The 24609-nt window shown below is 64.0% G+C and carries 29 protein-coding genes; 10 read left to right on the top strand and 19 right to left on the bottom strand.

What is annotated here, in order from left to right; genetic code table 11:
- Positions 1-35 precede the first annotated feature (35 nt).
- Genes rsmD through ABCR88_RS30995 form a run of 3 tightly spaced genes read right to left on the bottom strand, consistent with a single transcriptional unit; the run spans position 36 to position 3494 of the window.
- The gene (gene rsmD, locus ABCR88_RS31005) at positions 36-656 is read right to left on the bottom strand and encodes a 16S rRNA (guanine(966)-N(2))-methyltransferase RsmD (RefSeq protein ID WP_011064034.1); all 621 of its coding nucleotides are present in this window, start codon (positions 654-656) and stop codon (positions 36-38) included.
- Positions 656-2146, bottom strand: a complete 1491-nt coding sequence (locus tag ABCR88_RS31000) for a pitrilysin family protein (protein ID WP_350403827.1) — start codon at positions 2144-2146, stop codon at positions 656-658. The genes rsmD and ABCR88_RS31000 overlap by 1 nt, the downstream gene beginning before the upstream one ends.
- Positions 2139-3494 (bottom strand): pitrilysin family protein, encoded by a 1356-nt coding sequence (locus tag ABCR88_RS30995; RefSeq protein WP_350023333.1) that lies wholly within the window; start codon positions 3492-3494, stop codon positions 2139-2141. Before ABCR88_RS30995 ends, ABCR88_RS31000 begins: the two co-directional genes overlap by 8 nt.
- A 355-nt stretch (positions 3495-3849) precedes the next feature.
- Here ABCR88_RS30995 and ftsY point away from each other — a divergent pair, with 355 nt between their 5' ends.
- From ftsY to rpoH, 4 genes are all read left to right on the top strand, one after another.
- Positions 3850-5382, top strand: a complete 1533-nt coding sequence (gene ftsY, locus ABCR88_RS30990; RefSeq protein ID WP_350403826.1) for a signal recognition particle-docking protein FtsY — start codon at positions 3850-3852, stop codon at positions 5380-5382.
- Complete coding sequence (gene ftsE, locus ABCR88_RS30985) at positions 5379-6050, top strand: cell division ATP-binding protein FtsE (protein ID WP_011064030.1); 672 nt, start codon at positions 5379-5381, stop codon at positions 6048-6050. The genes ftsY and ftsE overlap by 4 nt, the downstream gene beginning before the upstream one ends.
- On the top strand, positions 6047-7069 hold the full coding sequence (ftsX, locus tag ABCR88_RS30980; RefSeq protein WP_015637373.1) for a permease-like cell division protein FtsX: 1023 nt from the start codon (positions 6047-6049) through the stop codon (positions 7067-7069). The genes ftsE and ftsX overlap by 4 nt, the downstream gene beginning before the upstream one ends.
- Positions 7070-7182: 113 nt before the next feature.
- Positions 7183-8037, top strand: a complete 855-nt coding sequence (gene rpoH / locus ABCR88_RS30975) for an RNA polymerase sigma factor RpoH (RefSeq protein ID WP_011064028.1) — start codon at positions 7183-7185, stop codon at positions 8035-8037.
- Positions 8038-8183: 146 nt separating this feature from the next.
- Here the strand turns inward: rpoH and mtgA are convergent, their stop codons facing one another.
- Positions 8184-8906 (bottom strand): monofunctional biosynthetic peptidoglycan transglycosylase, encoded by a 723-nt coding sequence (gene mtgA, locus ABCR88_RS30970; RefSeq protein WP_011064027.1) that lies wholly within the window; start codon positions 8904-8906, stop codon positions 8184-8186.
- Positions 8907-8980: 74 nt separating this feature from the next.
- On the opposite strand from mtgA, the gene ABCR88_RS30965 reads away from it, so the two are divergent.
- From ABCR88_RS30965 to trmB, 4 genes are all read left to right on the top strand, one after another.
- Positions 8981-9361 carry a DUF423 domain-containing protein gene (locus ABCR88_RS30965; RefSeq protein ID WP_011064026.1) on the top strand — a complete coding sequence of 127 codons (381 nt, stop codon included), beginning with the start codon at positions 8981-8983 and terminating at the stop codon, positions 9359-9361.
- Positions 9362-9431: 70 nt separating this feature from the next.
- Positions 9432-9632: a sulfur carrier protein ThiS gene (thiS, locus tag ABCR88_RS30960; protein WP_011064025.1), complete on the top strand. Its 201-nt coding sequence runs from the start codon at positions 9432-9434 to the stop codon at positions 9630-9632.
- 163 nt (positions 9633-9795) lie between these two features.
- Positions 9796-10590, top strand: a complete 795-nt coding sequence (locus ABCR88_RS30955; protein ID WP_350403823.1) for a thiazole synthase — start codon at positions 9796-9798, stop codon at positions 10588-10590.
- 9 nt (positions 10591-10599) lie between these two features.
- Positions 10600-11325, top strand: coding sequence for a tRNA (guanosine(46)-N7)-methyltransferase TrmB (gene trmB, locus ABCR88_RS30950; protein WP_011064023.1), 726 nt, complete (start codon positions 10600-10602; stop codon positions 11323-11325).
- 93 nt (positions 11326-11418) lie between these two features.
- On the opposite strand, the gene ABCR88_RS30945 is transcribed toward trmB, so the two are convergent.
- From ABCR88_RS30945 to ABCR88_RS30895, 11 genes are all read right to left on the bottom strand, one after another.
- Positions 11419-11967, bottom strand: a complete 549-nt coding sequence (locus ABCR88_RS30945) for an RNA 2'-phosphotransferase (protein WP_350023331.1) — start codon at positions 11965-11967, stop codon at positions 11419-11421.
- A gap of 27 nt (positions 11968-11994) precedes the next feature.
- The gene (locus ABCR88_RS30940; protein ID WP_011064021.1) at positions 11995-12318 is read right to left on the bottom strand and encodes a DUF3392 domain-containing protein; all 324 of its coding nucleotides are present in this window, start codon (positions 12316-12318) and stop codon (positions 11995-11997) included.
- A 9-nt stretch (positions 12319-12327) separates the two neighbouring features.
- On the bottom strand, positions 12328-13530 hold the full coding sequence (gene hemW, locus ABCR88_RS30935) for a radical SAM family heme chaperone HemW (protein ID WP_337154318.1): 1203 nt from the start codon (positions 13528-13530) through the stop codon (positions 12328-12330).
- Positions 13527-14123, bottom strand: coding sequence for an RdgB/HAM1 family non-canonical purine NTP pyrophosphatase (gene rdgB / locus ABCR88_RS30930; RefSeq protein ID WP_210671333.1), 597 nt, complete (start codon positions 14121-14123; stop codon positions 13527-13529). Before rdgB ends, hemW begins: the two co-directional genes overlap by 4 nt.
- Positions 14120-14554 carry a DUF4426 domain-containing protein gene (locus ABCR88_RS30925; protein WP_011064018.1) on the bottom strand — a complete coding sequence of 145 codons (435 nt, stop codon included), beginning with the start codon at positions 14552-14554 and terminating at the stop codon, positions 14120-14122. Before ABCR88_RS30925 ends, rdgB begins: the two co-directional genes overlap by 4 nt.
- 26 nt (positions 14555-14580) lie before the next feature.
- A complete protein-coding gene (metW, locus tag ABCR88_RS30920) occupies positions 14581-15201 on the bottom strand; it encodes a methionine biosynthesis protein MetW (RefSeq protein WP_011064017.1) in 621 nt (206 codons plus the stop codon).
- Positions 15202-15208: 7 nt separating this feature from the next.
- The gene (locus ABCR88_RS30915; RefSeq protein ID WP_041752663.1) at positions 15209-16348 is read right to left on the bottom strand and encodes a homoserine O-acetyltransferase; all 1140 of its coding nucleotides are present in this window, start codon (positions 16346-16348) and stop codon (positions 15209-15211) included.
- 162 nt (positions 16349-16510) lie between these two features.
- Positions 16511-16804 (bottom strand): DUF167 domain-containing protein, encoded by a 294-nt coding sequence (locus ABCR88_RS30910; protein WP_011064015.1) that lies wholly within the window; start codon positions 16802-16804, stop codon positions 16511-16513.
- 14 nt (positions 16805-16818) lie between these two features.
- The gene (locus tag ABCR88_RS30905; RefSeq protein ID WP_011064014.1) at positions 16819-17409 is read right to left on the bottom strand and encodes a YggT family protein; all 591 of its coding nucleotides are present in this window, start codon (positions 17407-17409) and stop codon (positions 16819-16821) included.
- A gap of 10 nt (positions 17410-17419) precedes the next feature.
- The gene (proC, locus tag ABCR88_RS30900; RefSeq protein ID WP_232643742.1) at positions 17420-18238 is read right to left on the bottom strand and encodes a pyrroline-5-carboxylate reductase; all 819 of its coding nucleotides are present in this window, start codon (positions 18236-18238) and stop codon (positions 17420-17422) included.
- Positions 18239-18272: 34 nt separating this feature from the next.
- On the bottom strand, positions 18273-18971 hold the full coding sequence (locus ABCR88_RS30895) for a YggS family pyridoxal phosphate-dependent enzyme (protein WP_123431082.1): 699 nt from the start codon (positions 18969-18971) through the stop codon (positions 18273-18275).
- A 190-nt stretch (positions 18972-19161) separates the two neighbouring features.
- On the opposite strand from ABCR88_RS30895, the gene ABCR88_RS30890 reads away from it, so the two are divergent.
- Positions 19162-20196, top strand: a complete 1035-nt coding sequence (locus ABCR88_RS30890; RefSeq protein WP_015637368.1) for a type IV pilus twitching motility protein PilT — start codon at positions 19162-19164, stop codon at positions 20194-20196.
- Positions 20197-20274: 78 nt separating this feature from the next.
- Here ABCR88_RS30890 and ABCR88_RS30885 read toward each other — a convergent pair whose 3' ends face one another.
- Positions 20275-20898: a C40 family peptidase gene (locus ABCR88_RS30885; RefSeq protein WP_015637367.1), complete on the bottom strand. Its 624-nt coding sequence runs from the start codon at positions 20896-20898 to the stop codon at positions 20275-20277.
- Between the two features lie 251 nt (positions 20899-21149).
- Between ABCR88_RS30885 and ABCR88_RS30880 the strand changes: the two genes are divergently transcribed.
- Positions 21150-21569 carry a TM2 domain-containing protein gene (locus tag ABCR88_RS30880; RefSeq protein ID WP_232643744.1) on the top strand — a complete coding sequence of 140 codons (420 nt, stop codon included), beginning with the start codon at positions 21150-21152 and terminating at the stop codon, positions 21567-21569.
- A gap of 127 nt (positions 21570-21696) precedes the next feature.
- Here the strand turns inward: ABCR88_RS30880 and ABCR88_RS30875 are convergent, their stop codons facing one another.
- The 3 genes from ABCR88_RS30875 to pyrR are packed head-to-tail and all read right to left on the bottom strand — an operon-like array spanning position 21697 to position 24501.
- Entirely contained in the window at positions 21697-22968 is a 1272-nt protein-coding gene (locus ABCR88_RS30875; protein WP_011064008.1) for a dihydroorotase, read from the bottom strand.
- Positions 22965-23969, bottom strand: a complete 1005-nt coding sequence (locus ABCR88_RS30870) for an aspartate carbamoyltransferase catalytic subunit (RefSeq protein WP_011064007.1) — start codon at positions 23967-23969, stop codon at positions 22965-22967. Before ABCR88_RS30870 ends, ABCR88_RS30875 begins: the two co-directional genes overlap by 4 nt.
- A gap of 25 nt (positions 23970-23994) precedes the next feature.
- Entirely contained in the window at positions 23995-24501 is a 507-nt protein-coding gene (pyrR, locus tag ABCR88_RS30865; protein ID WP_210457927.1) for a bifunctional pyr operon transcriptional regulator/uracil phosphoribosyltransferase PyrR, read from the bottom strand.
- Positions 24502-24609: the final 108 nt, after the last annotated feature.

Below are 24609 nucleotides of genomic sequence, written 5' to 3'. Positions count from 1 at the left end.
GGCCTGAGCATTGCTCGCGAGGTCGTGATCAGGTTCTAGGCGACGTTGTCTGCCATACGTTGCCACAACGAGTAATACACCTGCCCGGATTTTTGTTCACGGTGCAGGCGCCAGCTTCCGGGTAGCCCCAGGGTCGATGGCGCGGTTTCGCTTTCGGTGTAGATCCAGGCGTCGTCCGCCAGCCAGCCGCGCTCTTCCAGCAGGGCGCAGGCGGCGGGCAGCAGGTTCTGATTGAACGGCGGGTCGAGGAAGGCCAGGTCGAACGGCGTGGCCGGCTGGGTTTCCAGGTAGCGCAGGGCGTCGGCGGTCTGGGCCTGGCCGACGGTGCAACGCAGAGTGCCCAGGTGCTCGCGCAGGCTGGAAATGGCCACGCTGCTGCTGTCCAGGGCCAGGCCCGTGGCGGCGCCACGGGACAGGGCTTCGAGAAACACCGCGCCGCTGCCGGCGAACAGGTCGATGACCTTGGCCCCGGCCACATAGGGCGCCAACCAGTTGAACAGGGTTTCACGCACCCGGTCCGGGGTCGGTCGCAGCCCCGGCAGGTCGGGGAAGCTCAGCTTGCGGCTGCGCCATTCGCCGCCAATGATGCGCAACTGGCCCACGCCATTGTGCTGGTTGTGGACGGGTTTCTTGCTGGGACGGGCTGGACGGGCCATTAATGCTCCGGAACCCCGAGCGGCTGCTCGGCGGGTTTGTCAGTGGGGGGCGGCAACGGCTTTTGCGCGACGGTGGGGCCGGCGCTGACGATGACCATCTTGTCGACATTCAGGTGCTTGTTCATGGCGGCCTTGACCTGCTCCACCGTCAGCTCCTGGGATTGACGCATGAAGTCTTCCAGGTAGCTCAACGGCAGGTTGTAGAAACCCATGGCGCCCAGCTGGCCGACGATATCGGCGTTGCTGGCGGTGGACAGCGGGAAGCTGCCAGCCAGTTCACGCTTGGCGTCGTCCAGTTCTTTCTGGGTCGGGCCGTTCTTCAGGTACTCGGCGAACACGTCCTGCACCAGCTTCAGGGTGCCCTCGCTCATTTCCGCGCGGGTCTGCAGGTTGATCATGAACGGGCCGCGGGCCTGCATCGGGGTGAAGCCCGAGTAGACGCCGTAGGTCAGGCCGCGCTTCTCGCGGACTTCGCTCATCAGCCGGGTGCCGAAACCGCCACCGCCGAGAATCTGGTTGCCCAGGGACACGGCGGCGTAGTCCGGGTCGTCACGGTCGATGCCCAGTTGCGCCAGCATCAGGCTGGTCTGGCTCGACGGGAACTCGATATGGCCGATGCTGGCCTTGGGTTCAGTGGGTTGCTCGATTTTCGCCAGGGCCGGGCCTTTTGGCAGGGCGGCGGAGACTTGCGCGGCAATCGCCTCGGCGTCGCTGCGGGACAGGTCGCCGACCAGTGCGATCACCACGTTGCCTGCGGCATAGGCCTTGGCGTGGAAAGCCTTGAGCTGGGCCAGGGTGATCGGCGGGATGCTCTTGGCATCGCCGTCGCTGGCATGGGCGTAAGGGTGGGTGCCATACAGGCGCTTCATCAGCTCCAGGCTGGCCAGCTTGCCGGGGTTCTGCTTCTGGTATTCGAAGCCGGCGAGCATCTGGTTCTTGATCCGCGCCAGGGAGTCGGCGGGGAAGGTCGGCTTGCCCACCACCTCGGCGAACAGCTTCAGCGCCGGTTCGCGCTTATCCACAGCGCTCAGGCTGCGCAGCGAGGCCACGGCCATGTCCTTGTAGGCGCCGTTGCCGAAATCCGCACCCAGGCCTTCGAAGCCCTGGGCGATGGCGCCTACATCCTTGCCGGCCACGCCTTCGTTGAGCATGGCGTTGGTCAGCAGGGCCACGCCCGGCGCGTTACCGTCCTGGCTGCTGCCGGCGGCGAAGATCAGGCGCAGGTCGAACATCGGCAGCTCGCGGGCTTCGACGAACAGCACCTTGGCGCCTTCGGCGGTGCTCCAGGTCTGCACATTGAGGTTGCGGTGGCTGGGGGCCTTGCCATCCAGCTCGGCCAGGGATTGCAGTTTCTGGCTGGTCTTGGCGTTGTCCAGGGCCTGGCTGGCATTGGATTCGCCGGAACGCGACAGGTACAGGCCGCCGGCGGTGAGCAGGGCCACCAGGGCCAGGCCCAGCAGGACCGGCGAGGCATTCTTGCGCTTACTCATGAGCGGACTCCTCAGGCAGTACATGGGCCACGCTCATACGTTCCCGGGTGAAATAGGTGCGGGCGGCCTTCTGGATGTCTTCCGGGGTCACGCTTTGCAGTTCCGCAAGCTCGGTGTCCATCAGCTTCCACGACAGGCCGACGGTTTCCAGCTGGCCGATGGCGGTGGCCTGGCTGGTGATGGAATCACGTTCGTAGACCAGCCCGGCGATCACCTGGGCTCGCACCCGCTCCAGTTCCTCGGCGGATGGCGGGGTGGTCTTCAACTGGTCCAGCAGGCGCCACAGCCCGGCTTCGGCCTGGGCGATGGTTTTCTTCTTCTGGCTGTTGGGGGTGGCCGAAAGCATGAACAGGCTGTCGCCCCGGGTGTAGGCGTCGTAGCTGGTGGAGCCGCCGGACAGCAGCTCTTCGCCGCGCTCCAGCTGGGTCGGGATGCGGGCGCTGTAGCCGCCGTCCAGCAGGGCCGCGGCCAGGCGCAGGGCGTTCACCGCGCGTTTGTCCTCGGAGGTGGCGATGCTCGGCACGTTGAAGGCCAGCATCAGGCTCGGCAGTTGGGTCTTGACGTGCAAGGTGATCAGGCGCTCGCCGGGCTCGGCCAGCTCCATGGGGATCTTCGCCGGTGGCACGTCACGCTTGGGGATCGCGCCGAAGTAGCGTTGGGCCAGGGTTTTCACCTCGTCCGGGGTGACGTCGCCGACTACCACCAGGGTGGCATTGTTCGGCACGTACCAGGCCTGGTACCAGTGGCGCAGTTCCTCGACCTTCATCCGGTTCAGGTCGGCCATCCAGCCGATGGTCGGCGTGTGGTAGCCGCTGGCCGGGTAGGCCATGGCCTTGAAGCGCTCGTAGGCCTTGGACATCGGCTTGTCGTCGGTGCGCAGGCGGCGCTCTTCCTTGATGACCTCGATTTCGCGGCTGAACTCGTCGGCCGGCAGGCGCAAGCTGGCCATGCGGTCGGCTTCCAGCTCCAGGGCCACGCCCAGGCGGTCGCGGGCCAGGACCTGGTAATAGGCCGTGAAGTCGTCGCTGGTGAAGGCGTTCTCTTCGGCGCCCAGGTCCCGCAGGATCAGGGAGGCCTCGCCGGGGCCGACTTTCTCGCTGCCCTTGAACATCATGTGTTCCAGGGCGTGGGACAAACCGGTCTGGCCCGGGGTTTCGTAGCTGGAGCCGACCTTGTACCAGACCTGGGACACCACCACCGGCGCGCGATGATCTTCGCGGACCACGACCTTGAGGCCGTTGTTGAGGGTGAATTCATGGGTGGGTTGAGGGTCGGCAGCCAGGGCTGCAAGGGGCAGACAAACTGTGCTGAGCAGCAGGCCTGCGGCGCGGCGGGCTAGAGCATTCATTCGTTTTTAAACCTGTTGGACTGCCCGCTTGGTCTTAGCCTGTGCGGGCGAGGAGGTGCTAGGATACTGATCCGTTTTACTGGCGGCCACGCCTATCAGGTCTTCGCGGATCAGCATGTACTTGAGCAGGTTGTATGAGTTACCGGCAAGAAGCCCTGATTTACCAGCTAGACTTCGACTTTTCGCCGATTTTGCCGTTCCAGTCCTTTAGTAAAATCGCTCCTTGAAGTGCTTTTGGGCATTTCGACAACATGTTGCGCGTGAACAAGCTGGATGAAACACAGTCTGTTCTGCATCGAATATTTATTTACCGAGGCGCCCAGTGGCGCATCGCTACCTTGAGATAGCCGTCTCCATGTTTGGTTCCAACGACGACAAAAAGACCCCAGCCGCGGCTGGCGAGAAGAAAGGCCTGTTCGGATGGCTGCGCAAAAAGCCGCAGGAACCCGTCGTCGAACAGCCGCAAGTGCCTGCCGAGCCGGCACCGACCCCGGTCATCGAACCTGCCGCCAGCGTAGCCCCGGCCGAGCCGGTGGTGCTGCCAATGGCCGAGCCGGTGCTGCAACCGCACATCGCGCCTGAACCGGCGGCGCCCGACCTGCCGCTGGCGCCAAGCGCCGAGCACAAGCCCTGGTTGACCCTGCCGGTGGCGGAAGAGCCGGTGGCCCTGGTGGAAGACGCCCAGGTCGAGCATGTGGCTCCGCCGATTCCGGCTGTTGCCGTGCACCCTGAGCCGGTGGTCGAAGCCCCGGTGGTTAGCCCGGCCCCCGTGGTCGAGGTGCAAGCCCCGGTTGCCCCGGTATTCGTCGGCGCTGAACCTGTTGCTCCTGCTCCTGCTCCTGCTCCTGCTCCTGCTCCTGCTCCTGCTCCTGCTCCTGCTCCTGTAGCCGAGCCGGTTGTGGCGGCGGCAGAGCCCGAGCCTGTGACCGAGCCCGTCCGTCCCGCCGAAGAGAGCAAGATCGGCTTCTTCGCTCGCCTCAAGCAGGGCCTGTCCAAGACCAGCGCCAGCATTGGCGAAGGCATGGCCAGCCTGTTCCTCGGCAAGAAGGCCATCGATGACGAATTGCTGGAAGACCTGGAAACCCGCCTGCTGACCGCAGACGTCGGGGTCGAGGCGACTTCGGTGATCATCCAGAACCTGACCCAGAAGGTGGCACGCAAGCAGCTCACCGACTCCGATGCGCTGTATGCCTCGCTGCAGGCCGAACTCACCAGCATGCTCAAGCCAGTGGAACAACCACTGCAGATCGTCGCCCAGAACAAGCCGTTCGTGATCCTGGTGGTGGGCGTCAACGGCGCCGGCAAGACCACCACCATCGGCAAGCTGGCGAAGAAGCTGCAGTTGGAAGGCAAGAAAGTCATGCTGGCCGCTGGCGATACTTTCCGCGCCGCGGCAGTGGAGCAGCTGCAAGTCTGGGGCGAGCGCAACAAGATCCCGGTCATCGCCCAGCACACCGGTGCCGATTCGGCCTCGGTGATCTTCGATGCGGTGCAAGCGGCCAAGGCCCGTGGCATTGACGTGCTGATCGCCGACACGGCGGGGCGCCTGCACACCAAAGACAACCTGATGGAAGAGCTGAAGAAAGTCCGTCGGGTCATCGGCAAGCTCGATGCCGACGCGCCCCACGAGGTGCTGCTGGTGCTGGACGCCGGTACCGGCCAGAACGCCATCAACCAGGCCAAGCAGTTCAACCAGACGGTGCAGTTGTCCGGCCTGGCCCTGACCAAGCTCGACGGTACCGCCAAGGGTGGAGTGATCTTCGCCCTGGCCAAGCAGTTCGGCCTGCCGATCCGTTATATCGGCGTCGGTGAAGGCATCGACGACTTGCGTACCTTTGAAGCCGAACCCTTTGTCCAGGCACTGTTTGCCGAGCGGGAGCGTTCATGATTCGTTTCGAACAGGTCGGTAAGCGCTACCCCAACGGTCACGTTGGCCTGCATGAGCTGAGCTTTCGCGTGCGTCGCGGCGAATTCCTGTTTGTCACCGGCCATTCCGGCGCCGGTAAGAGCACCTTGCTGCGCCTGCTGCTGGCCATGGAGCGTCCCACCACCGGCAAGCTGCTGCTGGCCGGGCAGGACCTGGGGCAGATCAGCAACGCGCAGATCCCGTTCCTGCGGCGGCAGATCGGCGTGGTGTTCCAGAACCACCAGTTGCTGTTCGACCGCACCGTATTCAACAACGTCGCCCTGCCGCTGCAGATCCTCGGCCTGTCCAAGGCGGAAATCGCCAAGCGGGTGGACTCGGCCCTGGAGCGCGTAGCGCTGTCGGACAAGACCGATCTGTACCCCGGCGACCTGTCCACCGGTCAGCAGCAGCGCGTGGGCATCGCCCGGGCCATTGTCCACCGCCCGGCTCTGCTGCTGGCGGACGAACCCACCGGTAACCTCGACCCGCGTCTTGCGGCGGAAATCATGGGCGTGTTCGAAGACATCAACCGCCTGGGCACCAGCGTACTGATCGCCAGCCACGACCTGGCACTGATCGCCCGCATGCGCCACCGCATGCTGACCTTGCAACGCGGACGCTTGATCGGCGACGGGGAGGCCGGCGTATGAGTGCTACACGTACCCCTAAAGTGGCGGAGCGCGTAGCGCCCAAGGCCTCCGAAGCACCGCCGCCGAAGAAAAAACGCGACGAGGATGACGGTCCGGATTTCGGCACCCTGCTGCACGCCTGGATCGAAAGCCATCGTGCCAGCTTGCTGGACAGCTTGCGGCGCCTGGGCAAACAGCCCATCGGCAGCTTCTTTACCTGCCTGGTGATGGCCGTGGCCTTGAGCCTGCCCATGGGCTTGTCGCTGTTGCTCAATAATGTCGAGCGCCTGGGCGGTTCCTGGCAGCGCGCGGCGCAGATCTCGCTGTACCTGGATCTGGGGGCTTCTGCTACCGAGGGCGAGAAGCTCAGTGAAGAGATCAAGGGCCTGCCCGGTGTGGCGGATGCCGAGTTCATCAGCAAGGAAAAGGCCCTGGAGGAGTTCCAGCAGCAGTCCGGGCTAGGTGAGGCCTTGCGCGAACTGCCCCATAACCCGCTGCCGGGTGTCGTGCTGGTCACGCCGAACGAAGTGGACAAGGCGACCCTGGAAGCCCTGCGCCAGCGGTTGTCGGAAATGCCCAAGGTGCAACTGGCGCAACTGGACCTGGTATGGGTCGAGCGGCTGGCGGCGATCCTCAAGCTGGGGGACCGCTTTGTCTTCGGCCTGACGGTGCTGCTGGTTTCTGCATTACTTTTGGTGATAGGCAATACCATTCGTCTTCATATTGAAAACCGCCGCACCGAGATAGAAGTGATTAAACTCGTCGGCGGAACGGACAGTTATGTTCGTCGGCCCTTCCTCTATATGGGGGCGCTGTATGGTTTCGGCGCGGGGATCCTGTCCTGGGGTGTATTGGCGTTTGGCCTGAACTGGCTGAATGATGCGGTAATCGGTCTGGCTGGCTTGTATGGCAGCGATTTTGCCCTCGCGGGGGTGCCGGTTGCCGATGGTCTGTCGCTCTTGCTAGGGGCGGTGCTGTTGGGTTATATCGGTGCGTGGATTGCGGTGGCCCGTCACCTGAGGGAACTGGCACCGAAGTGATATCTTTTTGCTTGTATTGACCTTTCAGCATTTTTGGGAACTTGTTTCGCGGTTTCCGGTCAATTTTCGCAGTGCTGAACGGCACGAGTTATGTGAGTCGGAGGTTTTTTCGTATGACCACTTCTTTGCAACCTGCTTACGCATTGGTTCCAGGCGCAAACCTGGAGGCTTATGTGCACACGGTGAACAGCATTCCATTGCTGACACCCGAGCAGGAGCGTGAACTGGCCGAGAGTCTCTACTATGAGCAGGATCTTGAGGCGGCTCGGCAGATGGTGCTCGCCCACCTGCGTTTTGTCGTACATATCGCCCGTAGCTATTCCGGCTACGGGTTGGCCCAGGCTGACCTGATCCAGGAAGGCAACGTTGGCCTGATGAAAGCCGTGAAGCGCTTCAACCCTGAAATGGGTGTGCGCCTGGTGTCCTTTGCGGTGCACTGGATCAAGGCGGAAATTCACGAGTTCATCCTGCGTAACTGGCGGATTGTGAAGGTTGCTACCACCAAGGCGCAGCGCAAGCTGTTTTTCAACCTGCGCAGCCAGAAGAAGCGTCTGGCCTGGCTGAACAACGAAGAAGTTCACCGCGTGGCGGAAAGCCTGGGCGTGGAGCCTCGTGAAGTGCGGGAAATGGAGAGCCGGCTGACCGGCCAGGACATGGCGTTCGATCCGGCTGCGGAAGCGGACGACGACAGCGCCTTCCAGTCTCCAGCCAACTACCTGGAAGACCACCGCTACGACCCGGCGCTGCAACTTGAGGATGCCGACTGGAGCGACAACTCCACCAGCAACCTGCACGAAGCCCTGGAAGTGCTGGACGAACGCAGCCGTGACATCCTCTACCAGCGCTGGCTGGCCGAAGAGAAAGCCACGCTGCACGACCTGGCGCAGAAGTACAACGTTTCGGCCGAGCGGATTCGCCAGCTGGAAAAAAGCGCGATGAACAAGCTGAAACTGTCCATCGCCGCTTAAGCCTGAAGCGTCATGCAAAACGCCCCGATTACCTCGGGGCGTTTTTGTTTGTGCGGTTGGCGTAGGAGCCGGCTTGCCGGCGAATCCCCAGCCCAGCCCCCATCTCGAACATGCTCAAGAAGAACCGGCGCAAAGCCAAATCCGGGTTACTCCGCCCAGGGCGCCCTGCGCGACTCGTTTAGCCGATTCAAGTAATCGGCTCCACCCAACTGGCTCATCTGCCGTCGAACCCAGCCCGCCCGCTGCATCACATAAGTGCTGGGACGTGCTGCGCTCCACACCCTTGGATTGGGCAGAACAGCGGCTAGCAGGCTGGCTTGCTGGCGTGACAGATTGGCCGCGCTGACGCCGAAGTGATGGCGCGCCGCGGCTTCTGCCCCGAACACCCCTTCATCCCATTCGACACTGTTGAGGTAGACCTCAAGAATCCGCTGCTTGGGCCAGAACACCTCGATCAGCGCGGTGAACCAGGCTTCCAGTCCCTTGCGCAGGTAGCTGCGGCCGGACCACAGGAACAGGTTTTTCGACACTTGCTGGCTCAGGGTACTGGCGCCACGGATCGAGCCGCCCCTTTCGTTGTGGATCAACGCTGCCTGGATTGCATCGATATCGAAGCCCCAGTGCTCGGGGAATTTCTGGTCCTCGCCGGCAATCACCGCCACCTTGAGGTTGTCGGAGATTTCATCCCAAGGCTTCCAGGTGCGCTGCAGGTCGATGGGGTCGTTGTCGACCCAGGACTCGATCTTGCGCTCTACCATCAGGGCGGTGCCCGGTGGCGGTACGAAACGCAACAGCAGCACTAGCAGGACGCTGCCGACCATGAACCACATCAAGGCTTTTACAAGACGACGAAACAGATAACGCAGCATAGAGATGGCTTGGCCGAACCCGTTGAGCGCGCCATTATACAGACCCTTTGTGCTGAATCTGACTGGAGTTCCTCATGTTGCGTGGCTTCCTGATGCTGGCCGCCTTCTTCGGTTTCACCGGGGTTGCCCTTGGCGCTTTCGCCGCCCACGGTCTTAAAAACCGCCTGAGCACGGACTACCTGGCTATTTTTCATACAGGTGTTACCTATCAACTGGTGCATGCCCTGGCGTTGTTCGGCGTCGCCTTGCTGGCGGCTCATATTCCCGGGCGGCTGGTGACCTGGGCCGGCGCTGCCTTCACCCTGGGCATCCTGCTGTTTTCCGGTAGCCTGTACCTGCTGACCCTGACTGGCACCAGCAAGCTGGGGATCATCACCCCCTTCGGCGGTGTGGCCTTCCTGGTCGGCTGGTTCCTGCTGGGGCTTGCCGCCTGGCGCCTGCAAGTCGCCGGCTGACGCTTGTAGCTGACCTTTAGGTCATGATCGGGCTAGAATGCTGGCCCCTAAAAATGATGGCGGCCTTGGCATGCGCATTCAGTTGAACGGTGAATCCTTTGAACTGCCCGACGGCTCGACCGTTGCGGCCCTGCTGAGCCATCTGGAACTCACCGGACGGCGGATCGCGGTGGAGCTCAACCTGGATATCGTTCCGCGCAGCCAGCACGCCGAAACCGCCCTCAACGAAGGTGACCAGGTTGAAGTGGTCCACGCCATCGGCGGCGGCTAGTCACTGGCTTCAACCGCGCTGCTGCTCATCTGCGCAGCGCCCTGGCCCGATTCCGGGCCCTTTCATGGACGACATGCTTTCACCGGCCCCGGATCGAGGGTCACCAGCGCCCCGGGCCTGATAAAGAATTCTGCAAGAACCTCACCCCAACAGAGGATTTCCGATGAGCAACGTTCGTAGTGACAAGCCTTTCGTCCTGGCCGGTCGGACGTACCAGTCGCGTTTGCTGGTAGGCACCGGCAAGTACCGCGACATGGAAGAAACCCGCCTGGCCATCGAGGCCTCGGGTGCCGAGATCGTGACCGTTGCCGTGCGCCGGACCAATATCGGCCAGAACCCGGGCGAACCGAACCTGCTGGATATCCTGCCGCCGGATCGCTACACCATCCTGCCCAACACCGCCGGCTGCTATGACGCGGTCGAGGCCGTGCGCACCTGCCGCCTGGCCCGTGAGCTGCTCGATGGCCACAACCTGGTGAAGCTGGAAGTCCTGGCCGACCAGAAGACCCTGTTCCCCAACGTGCTGGAAACCCTCAAGGCCGCCGAAGTGCTGGTCAAGGAAGGTTTCGACGTGATGGTCTACACCAGCGACGACCCGATCATCGCCCGCCAGCTGGCGGAAATGGGCTGCATCGCGGTCATGCCGCTGGCCGGCCTGATTGGCACCGGGCTGGGGATCTGCAACCCGTACAACCTGCAGATCATCCTTGAAGAAACCAAGGTTCCGGTACTGGTGGATGCCGGTGTCGGTACCGCTTCCGACGCCACCATCGCCATGGAGCTGGGGTGTGAGGCGGTGCTGATGAACTCGGCCATTGCCCACGCGCAGCAGCCGGTGATGATGGCCGAAGCCATGAAACACGCAATTGTCGCGGGCCGCCTGGCGTACCTCGCCGGTCGCATGCCGAAGAAACTCTATGCCAGCGCCTCTTCGCCGCTGGATGGTCTGATCAAGTAAGAGCCATTGATGACTGAATCAAACGACACGCCAATCCAGCCGGAAGCCGGCGACGAGCGCCAACACCGCCGCATCAAGAGTTTCGTGATGCGCGCCGGGCGCATGACCGAGGGCCAGCAGCGCGGCCTGGATCAGGGCGCGCCGCTGTACGTGCTGCCCTTGGCCGACGCCCCGGTGGATTACGACCAGGTATTCGGCCGCTCGGCGCCACGCTCCCTGGAAATCGGCTTCGGCATGGGCCACTCGCTGCTGGAAATGGCCGCAGCGGCTCCGGAGCAGGATTTCATCGGCGTTGAGGTTCACCGCCCGGGTGTCGGCGCGCTGCTCAATGGCGTGCTGACCCAGGGCCTGACCAACCTGCGGGTCTACGATTGCGACGCCATCGAGGTGCTCAACCGCTGCATCGCCGACAACAGCCTGGACCGGCTGATGCTGTTTTTCCCTGATCCGTGGCACAAGAGCCGGCACCACAAGCGCCGCATCGTCCAGGCCTCCTTCGCCGAGCTGGTGCGCAGCAAACTCAAGGTTGGCGGCATTCTGCATATGGCTACCGACTGGGAGCCCTATGCCGAATACATGCTGGAGGTGATGAACGTCGCCCCGGGGTATCGCAACCTGGCCGAAGACGGCAAGTGTGTGCCGCGCCCGGCCGAACGCCCGATCACCAAGTTCGAGCGTCGCGGCGAGCGCCTGGGCCACGGCGTGTGGGATTTGAAGTTCGAAAAGCTCGCCTGAGCCCCGCGGACACGCTGCTGTAGGAGCTGCCGGGCGGCGTTCCGCTTGCCAGCGAAGAGGCCTTCAAGGTCGCCTTCGCCAGCCAGCTGGCTCCTACAGGGCTTTGATGAAGCCGACCGGCACCTGGTCGGTCAGCCACACCCCATTCTCTGCCTGATAGAAGGTGAAACCCTGGGCCTGCATGGCCTGGGCGTCGATCTGCAGGATCACCACCTTGCCATAGCGCTGGCCCACGGCCCGGGCGGTGTCGATTTCCTGGGACAGGTGCACGTGGTGCCGTGAACCCGGGATCAGCCCCTTCTCGTTGATCGAATCCATGAAGCGCGTGGCGGTGCCGTGGAAGAGCACGGCGGGCGGTTGCTTTGCCTCAAGCTGCAATTGCACGGCCTTGTTGGAATGCCCCTGAACGGCACGAATCCGCTGGCTATCAGCCGAGAGGGCGAAGCGTTTCTTGTCGTTGCCTTCGACCACCAGCTCGATCAATTCCCGGCTCAGTCGCCGGCCGTTCTTGGCCGCACCGCTGATCAGCGCGTCGATATCGCCCCAGCCTTCGCTGTCCAGTTCCAGGCCGATGGCCTGGGGCTCGTGGCGCAGCACATAGCTGAGGAACTTACTGGTGTCTTCGATGACTTTCTTGCTCATGTTCTTCCTTGAATAGCGGGCTGCAGGTCAGCGGCGGTCGGCGACCACGCCAATCAGCACCAGCACCACCAACAGCACTGGCGCCAGGCTGTAGTTGTTGAACTGGCTCAGGCCGCGGACGATCCACGGCGTGGCGTAGATCAGCGCCAGGCCGCTGCCCACCATGCACAGCAGGGCCATCAGCGGCACCCGCAGGGCGCCGGCGATGCCGCCCAGGCGCTGTTCGACCCAGCCCTTGATGTCCGCGCCGAACAGCACCAGCAGGCAGCCCACCAGTGCCAGGGCGATTTCCGAGAGGTTGCTGCGACTCCAGCGGGACACGGTGGCGAGCAGGTCGAGTACCAGATCCATGTGATTTCCTTAGATCAGAAAGTATTGCAGCAGGTCATTGAGAAAAAGTTGCCCGCGGGCCGTGGCCGCCAGGCGTGACGGTTCGACCTGCAACAAGCCGCTTTGTTCGGCCTGGCGCCGGCCTTCGGCGAGGCTGCCCAGGTCCAGGCCGGTGCGTTGGGCGAACAGCGCAGCGTCCACGCCATCGGTGAGGCGCAGGGCGTTCATCAGGAACTCGAACGGCAGCTCTTCGTTGCCCAGGGCCTTCTCGCCCGCCTTGAACTGCTTGGCCGGGTTCAGGTAGTCCTTGGGCAGGCGGGTCTTCCAGGTGCGCAGGATGCGCCCGTCCGGGTGGCTGAGTTTGCCGTGGGCACCGGCGCCGATCCCGATGAAGTCGCCAAAGCTCCAGTAGTTCAGGTTGTGCCGCGCCGCGCGCCCGGGCTGGGCGTAGGCCGAGACTTCGTACTGGGCATAGCCGTGTTCGGCCAGCAGGGCCTGTCCGGCTTCCTGGATGTCCCACAGGGTGTCGTCTTCCGGCAGTACTGGTGGCTGGTTCCAGAACACCGTGTTGGGCTCCAGGGTCAGCTGGTACCAGGACAGGTGGGTCGGCTTCATCGCAATGGCCTGGCGCAGGTCGCCCAGGGCATCGTCCAGGGACTGGTCCGGCAGGCCGTGCATCAGGTCCAGGTTGAAGTTTTCGAACCCGGCCTGGCGCGCCATGCCAGCGGCGCGAATCGCTTCATCGCCGTTGTGGATGCGGCCCAGGGCCTTGAGCTTCTGTTCCTGGAAACTCTGGATGCCGATGGACAGGCGGTTGATGCCCAAGGCGCGGTAGGCGGTGAATTTTTCCTGCTCGAAGGTCCCGGGGTTGGCTTCCAGGGTGATCTCGATGTCGGGGGCAAACCGGATGCGCTGTTCCACGCCCTTGAGCAGCCGACCCAGGGCCTGGGCGCTGAACAGGCTGGGGGTGCCGCCGCCGAAGAAGATCGAGCTCAGCTCGCGACCGTGCACGGCGTGCAGGTCCTGGTCGAGGTCGGCCAGCAGGGCGTCGACGTACTCCTCTTCCGGTAGCGTCGGGCTGGCCGCGTGGGAGTTGAAGTCGCAGTAGGGGCATTTGCGTACACACCACGGGATGTGGATGTACAGCGCCAGGGGCGGCAACTGGGGCAGCGCCGCCCGGGGCGTATGCGCGCCGCCGAGAATCAGCGGCGACGCGGAGGGCTCGTGGCTCATTTCAGGCCCAGGCGTTGCCGCAGAATGGTCATGGCGCGGGCGCGGTGGCTGAGCTGGTTTTTCTCCTCGGGGCCCAGTTCGGCGCTGGAGCAGTTGCGTTCCGGCACCCAGAACAGCGGGTCGTAGCCGAAGCCGTGCTCGCCGCTGGCGGCGGTAAGGATGCGTCCGTGCCACAGGCCTTCGCAGAGGATCGGCAGCGGATCGTCGGCGTGCCGCACCAGGGCCAGGACGCAGACGAACTGCGCGCCGCGTTGCTCTTCGGGCACATCCTTGAGGGCTTCGAGCAGCTTGGCGTTGTTCGCCGCGTCGCCCTGGCCGTCGGCGTAGCGGGCCGAGTAGATGCCCGGGGCGCCACCGAGGAAGTCCACTGCCAGGCCGGAGTCGTCGGCCAGTGCCGGCAAGCCGGAAATGCGTGCGGCATTACGCGCCTTGAGGATGGCGTTTTCGACGAACGACAGGCCGGTTTCTTCCGGCTCGACGCTGCTGAACTCGCCGATCGAGCGCAATTGCACCGAAGCGCCGAGCATGGCCTGGAGTTCTTTGAGTTTGCCGGCGTTATGGCTGGCCAGTACGAGTTGCGTGAGGTTCATTATTCGCCCGGGAATAGCTCTTGGTTGAAGCTGAAGCTGTTGGTGTCACCGCCAGTCTGCACATTGATGGTGAATGTACGGTTTTCCTGCTGCTCCACCGGGAACTGGGCGATGTAGTAGATCGCGCCCTGCTCGGTGATCTGGCGGAATTTCAGCGGGATGCTCTTGCTGGTCAGGTCCTTGACCGTACCACTGACCTGGCCGACCAGCGGCTTGCCGTCCTTGATCAGGGAAACGTTGATCACGCCCTGGTTCTTGCTGCGGACCAGCTCCGCCGCCCTGGCGATATCAGGCTGCAGGTAGGTGGAGTTGAAGGTGTTGTAGTGCACGGTGATGTCACCGAACACTTCCTGGCGTTCGCCCTTGATCGGGTCCGCCGCCAGGGCGCTGACGCTCAGGCAGGCAGCCAGTAGAAATGTAACCAGACGTCCCATGATGGTTCTCCTCGATGCAACGTGGTTTATACCGCGACCTTGTGATCTTGCAGGCCGGGACTGCTGACGCGGTAGATGCCGATCTCTCCTAAGAGATTAGGCCATAGCTTACTGGCCCACCCATGGCGGTGTTGTTGATCGACGGCAAGGCGGTTGATCACCCGGGCTTGCCGCTCGCGGCACAGTTCTTCGAAGTCCTCGAAGGTGCAGAAGTGGATGTTCGGCGTGTTGTACCAGGTGTACGGGAGGAACTCCGAAACCGGCATCCGCCCCTTGCTGGCCAGGTACCAGCGGCAGCGCCAGTGACCGAAATTGGGGAAGGTGATGATGCACTGGCGGCCGACCCGGAGCATTTCGTCGAGGATCTTGTCCGGGTAGTGCACGGCTTGCAGGGCCTGGGTCATGACCACGATGTCGAAGCTGTTGCTGGCAAAGTTGCCCAGGCCCTTGTCCAGGTCCTGCTCGATCACGTTGATGCCCTTGGCCACGCACTCGGCGATGTTGTCCGGGTCGTTTTCCAGGCCATAGCCGGTGACCTGCTTGTGCTCCTGCAGCCAGCTCAGCAGCTCGCCGTTACCGCAGCCCAGGTCGAGGACGCGGCTGCCGGCGGGGATCCATTCCTGGATGATTTCCAGATCGGCTCTCATCGTGTCCTCACAAGGTAATGCGGTTCATGTAGTGGCTGAACGCCTGCAGGTAGCGCGGGATCGGGATCAGGAAGGCGTCATGCCCCTGCGGTGCGTCGATCTCCAGGTAGCAGACGTCCTTGCGCGCGGCCATCAATGCATCCACCAGTTCCCGGGAGCGGGCCGGGGAGAAGCGCCAGTCGGTGGTGAAGGACATCACGCAGAACTTGGCGGTGGCATGGGCAAAGGTCTTGGCCAGGTCGTCGTCGCAGTTGGCCGCCGGGTCGAAGTAGTCCAGGGCCTTGGTCATCAGCAGGTAGGTGTTGGCATCGAAACGCCCGGAGAACTCCTCGCCCTGGTAGCGCAGGTAGCTTTCCACCTGGAACTCGACGCTGTGGAAGTCGTAGTTGAGCTTCTCGCTCTTGAGCCCACGGCCGAATTTCTCGCCCATGGAGTCGTCGGACAGGTAAGTGATATGGCCCACCATTCGCGCCAGCATCAGCCCGCGCTTGGGGATCACCCCCTGTTCCTGGAACGAGCCGCCGTGGAATTCCGGGTCGGTGAGGATCGCCTGGCGCGCCACTTCGTTGAAGGCGATGTTCTGCGCCGAGAGCTTGGGCGCCGAGGCGATAGCCAGGCAGTGCCGTACACGGTCCGGGTAGGTGATGGTCCATTGCAGGGCCTGCATGCCGCCCAGACTGCCGCCGATCACCGCTGCCCACTGGTCGATGCCCAGGCGGTCTGCCAGGCGCGCCTGGCTGTGTACCCAGTCTTCCACGGTAAGCACCGGGAAGTCGGCGCCGAACGGCTTGCCGGTGTCCGGGTTGAGGCTGCTGGGGCCGGTGGAGCCGTTGCAACCGCCGAGGTTGTTGAGGCTGACCACGAAGAACCTGTTGGTGTCGATCGGCTTGCCCGGGCCGATGCAGCTGTCCCACCAACCGGGCTTGCGGTCGTCGACGCTGTGGTAGCCGGCGGCATGATGATGGCCGGACAGGGCGTGGCAGATCAGCACCGCGTTGCTGGCGCTGGCGTTGAGCTGACCGTAGGTTTCGTAGATCAGGTCGTAGGCCGGCAGCGCGCGCCCGCAGGCCAGGGCCAGGGGTTCGCTGAAGTGCGCTATTTGTGGCGTGACCAGACCAACAGAATCGGGGGGAAAGGCAGTTGGCATCGACCCTGCTCTCATTTAAATGAGGCGTAAGTCTAAAGACCGCTGCCCCCAGCGGCAAGCAAAGCCCGGGGCTGTGTTTCGTTGCGGGAATGATGTGGGAGGTTCGCTGGCAAGCCAGCTCCTGCAGTGAACATGGGGCGCAGGAGCCGGCTTGCCGACGAATCAGGCGGGGCGAGCCAGCCCCGGCAGGTCCGGCAGCTTCTTCGGCGCTTGCAGGCGCACCCGTTTCTGCCGGTTCAGCTCGCCGCTGACCAGGCTGACGTTGCTCTTGGGAATGCCAAAGGCCTTGGCCAGGAACGCCATCAGGTGCGCATTGGCCTTGCCTTCCACCGGTGGCGCGGTGAGGCGGATCTTCAACCGCTCGCCGTGCAGGCCAGCGAACTCGTCGCTGCTGGCCTTGGGTTGCAGGTGGCAATCGAGGATCAGATCGTCACCGTCCCAGCGGTAATAACTCATGCAGGCCGCCCGGGTCAGATCAGCAGGCGCAGGATGTCCGGCATCATGGTCATGGCCGCCAGGTTGTTGATCACCAGCATGTCCAGCAGCTTGAGCACCATGAATGCCAGGATCGGCGAGATATCCAGGCCGCCCATGCTCGGCAGGATGCGACGGAACGGGGCCAGGGCGGGTTCGCAGATCTGGTTCACCAGTTCGGCGCCGGGGTTGTGGCTACCAGGGGCGACCCAGGACAGGATCACGCTGATGATCAGGGCGAAGAAGAAGATCTTCAGGAACAGCGCGGTGACGCCGATGATCGACCAGATCAGCAGTTGCAGCGGGTTGCCGGTGGTGCCGTAGGTCAGCAGCAGGGTCAGGGCCATCAGTGCCAGTTGCACCAGGATCGCCAGCAGCAGCGAGGACATGTCCAGGCCGCCGATGCTCGGGATGACCCGGCGCATCGGCTTGAGCAGCGGCTGGGTGGCCCGCACGATGAACTGGCACAGCGGGTTGTAGAAGTTGGCGCGCACCAGTTGCAGGACGAAACGCATCAGCACGATCAGCAGGTACAGGCTGCCCAGGGTTTGCAGCACATACACCGCAGCGGTGTTCAATCCAATCATCATTGGCTCCTTATTGGCCCAGTTGTTCGGCCATTTCGGCCGAGCGGTGCGCAGCGGCACCCAATGCTTTTTCCACCAGGGCTTCAAAGCCACCGGCCTGGAACGACTTGATGGCCGCTTCCGTGGTGCCTGCCGGTGAAGTCACGCGGCGGCGCAGCTCGGCGGCGTCAACGTCACTGGAGACCGCCATGTGGGCGGCGCCCAGGGCGGTCTGCAGAGTCAGCTGGGCGGCGGTTTCCCGGGGCAGGCCGAGCTTCTCGCCAGCAGCGGTCATGGCTTCGATCAGCAGGAAGAAATACGCCGGGCCACTGCCGGAGACGGCAGTCACTGCGTCCAGTTGCTGCTCCTGGTCCAGCCACAGGGCGATACCCACGGCGGACAGCAGCTCCTCGGCCTGCTGGCGTTGCTGGGCGCTGACTTCGGCGGTGGCGTACAGGCCGCTCACACCCTGGCGCAGCAGTGCCGGGGTATTGGGCATGCAGCGCACGATGGGCTGGGCGCCGAGCCAATTGTTCATGCTCGAACAGGTGATACCGGCGGCGATGGACACCACCAGCTGTTGCGGCTTCAGGCTCGGGCGCAGGGCTTGGCACACGGCTTTCATGGCCTGGGGCTTGACCGCCAGGACGATCACGTCGACGCCTTCGATGGCCTCGGCGTTATCGGCAAATACCTGGATGCCATGTTCGGCCGCTACTTTCGCGCGGGTCTGCTCGCCCGGGTCGCTGGCGCGGATCTGCGAGGCCTCCAGGCCTTTGGCCCGCAGGCCGCCGATGAGACTGGCCGCCATGTTGCCGGCACCGATAAAAGCGATACGAGTCGTGTTCATGACAGGTCCTTACAAGAGGTCGGGGTCAGTCGCATCAGGACTGACTGTAGTCGCGGGCACCAAACAGCGCGGTACCGATCCGCACCCAGGTGGCGCCTTGGGCAATGGCCGCTTCGAGGTCGTGGCTCATGCCCATGGAAAGGGTATCCAGGGGCAGGTTGAGGCTGTCCCGCAGGTCGTTGTTCAGGCGTTGTACCGCGGCGAAGGCGGCGTCCTGGGCAGCGCGGTCCTCGGTAGGCTCGGGAATCGCCATCAACCCCCGCAGTTGCAGGCGTGGCAAGGCACCGATGGCGCTGGCCAGGGCCGGCAGGTCGGCCGGGGCGCAGCCGGACTTGCTGGCTTCGCCACTGACGTTCACCTGGATGCAGATGTTCAGTGGCGGCAACTCGGCCGGGCGTTGTTCGGACAGGCGTTGGGCGATTTTCAAGCGATCCACGGAGTGCACCCAGTCAAAATGCTCGGCAATGGCACGAGTCTTGTTCGACTGAATGGGGCCGATGAAGTGCCAACTCAAGGGCAGGTCGGCCAGTTCCTGCTGTTTGCCCAGGGCTTCCTGCAGGTAGTTCTCGCCGAAATCCCGCAGGCCGGCGGCATGGGCCTCGCGCAGGGCGGCGGCGGGCTTGGTCTTGCTCACGGCCAGCAGCTGGACGCTGTGCGGGTCGCGCTGTACGGCCTGGCAGGCGTTGCGGATGCGCTCGGCTACCTGGGCAATGTTGTCTGCTATCGTGGACATTCGATTTCGTCTCAAAAGTACCGGCGGCCCTGGCCACCGGCTGCCGCGTGAATCCACCAGACCTCGATTCTCCGCCGGCCCGAGCCACGCTCAAGGGTCGCGTCGGGCATCGTCCGCGGCCTGGCCATTGAATCTGCCAGGCGCGGGCGGGTCTGAAGCTCGCGGCATTCTACTGGAATTGGGGGGCACTATGGACATCACCGAACTCTTGCGCTTGAGCGCTTCCCGGGGCGCTTCGGACCTGCATCTGTCCGCCGGGCTGGCGCCGATGTTGCGCATCGATGGCGATATTCGCCCGCTGCCGGGCCCGGCCCTGGAAGGGCCAGAGGTGCTGGCGCTGATCCATGAACTGATGAGCGAAGCTCAGCGCCAGGCATTCGCCGCCTGCAATGACCTGGATTTCGCCCATGAACTGCCAGGTGTGGCGCGGTTTCGGGTCAATGCCTTCCGGCACGCCCGGGGCGCCGGTGCGGTGCTGCGCCTGATTCCCGCGCGGGTACAGAGCCTGGAGGAGCTGGGGCTGGGGGAAGTGTTTCGGCAGATTACCGAGGCGCCCCGCGGGCTGGTGCTGGTGACCGGGCCCACCGGCAGCGGCAAGTCCACCACACTGGCGGCGATGATCGACCACCTGAACCAGCGCCGCCAGCAGCACATCCTGACCATCGAAGACCCTATCGAATTCGTGCATCCGCAGAAAAACTGCCTGGTGCACCAGCGCGAAGTGCAGCGCGATACCCAGAGCTTCGCCACGGCCTTGCGTGCGGCGCTGCGGGAAGATCCCGACGTGATCCTGCTGGGCGAACTGCGGGACCTGGAAACCATCCGCCTGGCCCTGACCGCCGCGGAAACCGGGCACTTGGTACTGGCCACCTTGCACACCTCGTCGGCGGCCAAGACCATCGACCGGCTGGTGGACGTGTTTCCGGGGGAGGAAAAAGCCCTGGTGCGCTCGATGCTGGCCGAGTCGCTGCAGGCAGTGGTCGCGCAAGTGCTGGTGAAGAAGGTGGGCGGTGGCCGGGTAGCGGCGCACGAGATCATGCTGGGCAGCCCGGCGATCCGTAACCTGATCCGCGAGGACAAGGTGGCGCAGATGTATTCGGCGATCCAGACGGGCGGCGCCCAGGGCATGCGCACCCTGGACATGAGCCTCAAGGCATTGCTCGGGCAGGGGCTGATCAGCCGCGATCAGGCGCGGGAGCAGGCGCGGATGCCGGAGAGCTTTTGACTGGGCTGGAAATGCATTCGCCGGCAAGCCGGCTCCTACAGTTGGGTGCAGGAGCCGGCTTGCCGGCGAAGCGGCGTATCAGCGTTGCACGACCCGCAGGGGCGCGTGCTCCTTGGGCAGGACCCGCTTGGCAACCACGTAGTGGCTCTGCCAGTAGGGCTTCTTCAGGGTATCGATGGTCACTGCCTTGCCGCGCCGCGGGGCGTGGATGAAGCGGTCTTCGCCCAGGTAGATGGCGACGTGGTTGACCTTGCGGCTCTTGATGTTGAAGAACAATAGGTCGCCCGGCTTCAGGTCCTTGCGTTCGACCTTCTGCCCGTGGCCGCTGGCCATGGCGTTGGAGGTGCGTGGCAGGTCCACGGCGGCGACATCATTGAAGGCGTAGCGCACCAGGCCGCTGCAGTCGAAGCCTTTGCTTGGGCTGCTGCCGCCCCAACGATAGGGTGTACCGAGGACATTGACCGCGCGGCTGAGAACCGTGGTGCTCGGCCGGCCGGCGTTGTTGGCCACCAGCTTGCTGTCGGCCTTGCTCAGGCGGGTGGGGTGCTTGATGGTGCTCTTGTTCTTGGCGGCGACCGTCGAAACGTGAGGTTTCGGAGTGTAGCCATTAACGTTGGGAAGTCGTTGCTCACGGTTGGTGGCGTGGGCGGCCAGTGGCATTAATAGGCAAATGGTTAGCCATGTCTTGAAAAATGGACGCATTAGGCAAGGCTCTTATTTGGTTAGCGCGCAACTTTATAACAGCTTTCAGGTCACTTCCGTGGCCGTTTGTCGATTCAACCTTGGGGTCAACTTCGGCAAAGAGGTGGCAACTTGACGCAGAAAACCGTCAGAAGTCAGGCAGTACAAGGCTTTGGCGGAACAGAAGGTAACATTGCCCGCACGTCGAATGCCTGTAAAAAAGTCACAAAGTTTTTAAGAATATTTATCTATCACCTGCAAAGAGGCACTTAATGAACACCTATCGTCAGGATGCATCCACCCATGACACCCACAGCAAGGTGATCGGTTACCTGTTGTGGATTTTCGGTTTTACCGGGGCCCACCGCTTCTATTACGGCAAGCCGGTGACCGGGACTCTCTGGTTCTTCACCTTCGGTCTGCTGGGCATTGGCTGGCTGATCGACTTGTTCCTGATCCCGTCCATGGACCGGGAAGCGGACCTTCGCTTTACCGCAGGTCCGGTGGAATACAGCGTGGCCTGGATTCTGCTGACCTTCCTCGGGGTTTTCGGCGTGCACCGCATGTACCAGGGTAAATGGCTGAGCGGGGTGATCTACCTGTTCACCGGCGGCCTGTTTTTCCTGGGGGTGCTGTACGACTTCTGGACCCTGAACGATCAGGTATCGCTGGAGAACGCCAAGCGCCGTTGATCCTGTCATCGGCGCAGGCGGTGATGGCGCAGCCTGTAGCCACTGCCGCAGGGCGCCATCAGGAGCGGCGGCTCCTTCGGAGCCGTTCGCAGCCTGCGGCAGCGGCTACAGGGTGTTTGCCAGGCGATCAGCCCTGATAGCTGATATGGCCGTCCACCAGGGTGTAGCGCACCGCGCCCGGCAGGCTATGGCCGAGGAACGGGCAGTTTTCGCCCTTGGACAGCCAGCGCTCGCCGGCCACGGTGGAACTGGCCGGGTCGAACAGCACCAGGTCCGCCGCACCACCGGCTGCCAGCTTGCCTGCCGGCAGGCGCAAGGCCGCGGCGGGGCCGGCACTCAGGCGTGCCAGCAGGGTCGGCAGGTCCAGCAGGCCGTCCTGCACCAGGGTCAGGGCCAGGGGCAGCAACAGCTCGACGCTGCTGATGCCCGGCTCGGTGGCGCCGAACGGCGCCAGCTTGGCGTCCCGCTCATGGGGCTGGTGATGGCTGGAAATGGCTTGCACCACCCCGGACTTCACCGCTTCGCGCAGGGCATCGCGGTCGGCCCGCGAGCGCAGCGGCGGCTGCACGTGGTACAGGCTGGAGAAGTCGATCAGCGCCTCGTCGGTCAGGATCAGCTGGTACAAGGCAACATCGGCGGTGACCGGCAGGCCGCGGGCCTGGGCCTGGGCAATCAGTTCCACGCCGCGGGCGCTGGTCAATTGGCTGAAGTGGGCGCGCACGCCGCTCTGTTCCACCAGCAGCAGGTCCCGGGCCAGGGCCACGGTCTCCGCGCTTTCCGGGATACCCGGCAGGCCGAGGAAGCTGGCGGTGGCGCCTTCGTGGGCCAGGCCGCCTTCGGCCAGGTCGCGGTCCTGGGAGTGGAAGATCACCGTCAGGTCGAAGGTGGCGGCGTATTCCAGGGCGCGGCACAGGGTGCGGGTGCTGCGGAAACCTTCCAGGCCGTTGCCGAAGGCCACGCAGCCGGCGTCACGCAATGCGATCAGCTCCGCAAGCTGCTCGCCTTCCAGGCCCTTGCTCAAGGCGCCAATGGGGAACACTTTGCTGTTGCCGGCCTCGCGGGCGCGGTCGAGGATCAGTTCGGCCACCGCCGAGGTGTCCAGTACCGGCTTGGTGCGCGGCGGGCAGCACAGGCTGGTGACGCCCCCGGCGGCTGCGGCGCGGGTTTCGCTGGCAATGCTGCCCTTGCGGCTGTAGCCCGGCTCGCGCAGGGCGACGCTCAGGTCCACCAGGCCGGGGGCGGCCACCAGGCCCTTGGCGTCGATGGTGGTAACGGCATTGAAGCCGCCAGGCGCGGCGCCGATGGCGACGATCTTGCCGGCTTCCAGGTGCAGATCGGTGGTTTGATCCAGGCCGCTGCTTGGATCGATGACGCGGGCGCCGAGAATGCTGAGCTTCACTGGGCGTTCTCCTGCTCGAATTGTCGCTGGGCAGTTTGCCCGCTCATGGCCATGGACAGTACCGCCATGCGCACTGCAATGCCGTAGGTCACCTGGTTGAGGATCACCGAGTGCGGGCCGTCGGCTACCGCCGATTCGATCTCCACGCCGCGGTTGATCGGGCCCGGGTGCATGACGATGGCGTCGGGCTTGGCCCCGGCCAGGCGCGCGGTGGTCAGGCCGAACAGGCGGTAGAACTCGCCTTCGCTGGGCAGCAGGCCGCCCTGCATGCGTTCACGCTGCAGGCGCAGCATGATCACCACGTCCACGTCCTTCAGGCCTTCGGTCATGTCGGTGTAGACCTTGACCCCGTACTGCTCGATGCCGATGGGCAGCAGGGTTTTCGGTGCGATCACGCGGATGTCCGGGCAGCCGAGGGTTTTCAGCGCCAGCATGTTCGAACGCGCCACTCGCGAGTGCAGGATGTCGCCGACGATGGCCACCGAGAGGTTCTCGAAGCCGCCCTTGTGCCGGCGGATGGTCAGCATGTCGAGCATGCCCTGGGTCGGGTGGGCGTGACGGCCGTCGCCGCCGTTGATGATCGCCACTTGCGGGCACACGTGTTCGGCGATGAAGTGCGCGGCGCCGGAATCGCCGTGGCGCACCACGAACATGTCGGCGGCCATGGCTTCCAGGTTGCGCAGGGTGTCCAGCAGGGTTTCACCCTTGCTCGCCGAAGAGGTCGAGACATTCAGGGTGATCACGTCCGCCGACAGCCGCTGGGCCGCCAGTTCGAAGGTGGTGCGGGTTCGGGTGGAGTTCTCGAAGAACACATTGCACACGGTCTTGCCGCGCAGCAGCGGGACTTTCTTCACCGCCCGGGCGCCGACTTCGAGGAACGAGTCGGCGGTGTCGAGGATTTCCGTCAGCAGCTCGCGGTTCAGGCCGTCGAGGGACAGGAAGTGGCGCAGCTGGCCCTGATCGTTGAGCTGCAGCGGGCGCTTGGCGTCTAGAGGCGTCATCGCAATGGACTCTTAAAAGGGCGAGTTAGAGGGCGAGGTCTTGGAGCTCGAGTTGAAGCGGCGCAGGACCGGACAATTTTACCCGCTCGTGGGCGGCCAGCGACAGGGTCGCGCCCACCACATTCGGACGGATCGGCAGTTCAGCGGCGTTCAGGTCCAGCAGGCAGACCAGGGTCACGCTGGCCGGGCGTCCGTAGTCGAACAGTTCGTTGAGGGCGGCGCGGATGGTCCGGCCGCTCATCAGCACGTCGTCGATCAGCACCAGGTGCTGGCCTTCGATCTCGAACGGCAGCTCCGAAGGGCGCACCTGCGGGTGCAGGCCGTTCTGGCTGAAGTCGTCGCGGTAGAAGGACACGTCCAGGGCACCCAGGGGCGAATCGCTGCCCAGGGCTTCCAGCAGGGCCTGGGCCACCCAGACGCCGCCGGTACGGATACCGATGAAACGTGGCTCGCTGATGGCGCGCTGGGCCAGGTGGGCGTTGAGATCAGCGGCCATCTGGCTGATCAGGGCGGCGGGATTGGGCAGGCTCATGGTGGCTCCTTCGTGGGCTCGCGCCTGCTGCCGGGCAGCTGGGCGCGGGAACTTACGGCTGGTGTTGGGCCAGGAGGCGCGCAGCCCCGGGGCCGCGCATCTTCAGGA

Origin of the sequence: Pseudomonas sp. W17 (assembly GCF_040268305.1) — a bacterium.
Classification (GTDB): domain Bacteria; phylum Pseudomonadota; class Gammaproteobacteria; order Pseudomonadales; family Pseudomonadaceae; genus Aquipseudomonas; species Aquipseudomonas protegens.
Note: the sequence above shows the minus strand (reverse complement) of the source record. Positions and strands in the feature narration are given on the sequence as shown.